A 2500-nucleotide genomic window follows, 5' to 3' on the forward strand; every position below is an offset into this window, starting at 1 on the left:
TTTCGGGGCCATATCACGCAAGCGGGTCGGCCGTGGTGTAGTGTAGCACCACCGGGATCACGGCCGCCTTCAGGCTCCCCGCTCCTTCGACCGGCAGATCGACCGGGCGCGGCGCCTCGGCCTCGATCCAGTCACACAGCCCGCCCAGCGTGCGGTCCGCGGTGAGCGCCGCGCCGATACTGGCGATCAGCGTGTCGAAAGTGGCGTCACGCGCCGCGCCCTGCACGACCGCCTCGATCTCGGCCCGGTGTTGATAGTGGTAGCGCAGGGGCGACAGAGTGACCTCGGGCTCGCCTGGCTCGCCATCGCGCAGGATCAGCAGCCCCTCGGCCGGGACGCGTTCGGGAAGCACCTCTCCGCGCAGGGCGGTGGCTGGCAGTGCCGAGAGCCGCGCGTGCAGCGCGGCGAGGATGGTTTCGCGGGGGGTGGGCATTGGCTTTCGCTGTCTTGCGGGTGCGGAGAAGGTCCGCTTCGAGCCAAACGCCGACCTTGCATCTAGTTGCAACTGCGCATTCGCGGAGGTGACTGGCGCAGAACGCGCAGTTAGCCGCGCGGCAGACCCAATTCGATAATTCGCTCGTTTGCGCCATTGCGATCTCCGATCTCAAAAAGCGCCGCAGATTTCGGAAATGGAAAGATTGTGCGGTACTTCGCAAGCGTCATATCGGGCCGCATCTTCAACGCAGACTGAATACATTGCCGTGCAGCATCTGCATTCCCGTCCGCTAGTTCTGCGAAGGCCGCAAGCAGATGCGTGTACCATGCTGTGCCCGGAAGTCGTGATGCGGCTCGTGCGGAGGCCATGAACTCTGGATCGTTGTGATCGAGGCGATCAATCAACAAGCCGACTGTCACGATGTTCTGAAACGCATGTGCCGTGGGGTCCTTGGGGCTAAGACGCAACGCAGCCCGGCCGGCTTCTGCCATCCTCATCCCGTCAGGTTCTTGCTTGAACATTTCGGCGAGACCCAACGCATGATGACAAAACGCGCTGTTGGGGTTGAGCGCGGTTGCTAGATTGACGGCATCGGCGGCCTCCTTGGACTGTCCAGACATGGCTAGCAAAACGCCGTGCGCAGCTTGTGCGATTTCCAGACGGTCATCGATCTGAAGCGCCTCGCGTGCCCACACCAGACCTTCGCGTATCGGCCCGCTAGGGTCCTTCAATCCGGCGCCAACACGAATGTTCATTAGTCGCGCGAGCAAGGCTCGCGGAAGGGCAAAGTGCGGGTCGGCTTCGGCGGAGCGTTTCAAAAGAGACTCAGCCTCATCCATCGCCTGAGCGGTGTATTCAGCAAGCCGCGACCAGCCGCGCTGACAAAGTTCCCAAGAAGTTAGGCTCTCAGTTGGACGCATCCGTGCGAGGCGCCGTTCATGCGCGCCGAGCTCGGGCTCTACGGCGGTCACAATGGCTTGGGTCATCTCATCTTGAAGCGCGAAGAGATCATCCAGCGTCCGGTCCCAGCGGTCAGCCCAGACATGCGCCCCAGTGCTAGCCTCGATGAGCTGTGCCGTCACCCGGAGCCGGTTACCACCCCTCCGCACCGAGCCTTCCACCACGTAACGCGCGCCGAGTTCATGACCAACCCGGCGGATGTCCGTCGCTTTGCCCTTATAGGCAAAAGTCGAATTGCGAGCGATCACCATCAGCGAGCGGAACCTACTGAGCTCGGTAATCACGTCCTCGACGATACCGTCAGCAAGAAACTCCTGATCGGTATCGGAGGACATGTTATCAAATGGCAGCACGGCGATTGAAGGCCGCTCGTTTCGTTTCGTTGTGGCCTGAGGTTTCTTGGCTCCGGCGACCTCTACGCGCCAGACCTCGACCGGGTTTGGCAGGTTCTTGACAGCTTGCGGGCCGAGCGGCGTCATCTGCGCGTCCACAAGCCCATTTATCTGATCGTATACACTTCGCGATATGCACAGCCCACCCACAGGTGCCAGGCTTTCAAGCCGGGCCGCAACGTTCACCGCGTCACCCAAAACGTCGTCACCGTCGATCACGACGTCGCCTAGATTGATGCCAACCCGGAACTGCAGGCGCTGGTCTTCTGGGGCCGGGGCTTCTTGAATCTGCATATCGCGCAGCACCTGCAACGCCGCGCGGACCGCTTTCACTGGGGAAGGGAACTCCACGAGCAGCCCATCCCCCATAGTTTTGATGATCCTGCCACCCGTTCCGGCGATGGCCGGGTCAATCACCTGACTGCGGGCTGCACGGAGCCGTTCAATTACCCCTTCCTCATCCAAGGCCATGAGACGTGAATAGCCAGCCAAATCGGCTGCGAGGATGGTCGTAAGTTTGCGGTCCATGGCAATAGAAGTAGCGCAGTCCGGTGATGCAAACCAGAGAACACTAATTCGTAGTTTGCTGCGCAGCGGCGGACGGCTGTTTCGTCTCGCACAGCCGCCATCACAGCCTCCCCTCCACCCACCTCGCCACGATCAGCCCCGGCACGCTGTCGAGCGCCCGCTCGGCATCCCGCCCGAGATCCAG

General features: G+C 61.8%; 2 protein-coding genes and 1 pseudogene. All 3 read right to left on the reverse strand.

What is annotated here, in order from left to right; translation table 11 throughout:
- Window positions 1-13: 13 nt before the first annotated feature.
- Window positions 14-433 carry an acyl-CoA transferase gene (locus tag MB818_RS21765; RefSeq protein ID WP_238906522.1) on the reverse strand — a complete coding sequence of 140 codons (420 nt, stop codon included), beginning with the start codon at window positions 431-433 and terminating at the stop codon, window positions 14-16.
- Between the two features lie 110 nt (window positions 434-543).
- Window positions 544-2316, reverse strand: coding sequence for an adenylate/guanylate cyclase domain-containing protein (locus tag MB818_RS21770; RefSeq protein WP_238906524.1), 1773 nt, complete (start codon window positions 2314-2316; stop codon window positions 544-546).
- Window positions 2317-2416: 100 nt separating this feature from the next.
- Window positions 2417-2500: pseudogene (locus MB818_RS22155) on the reverse strand (DUF6441 family protein); the annotation flags it as partial.

The organism is Ruegeria alba, assembly GCF_022321465.1.
GTDB lineage: Bacteria > Pseudomonadota > Alphaproteobacteria > Rhodobacterales > Rhodobacteraceae > Ruegeria_B > Ruegeria_B alba.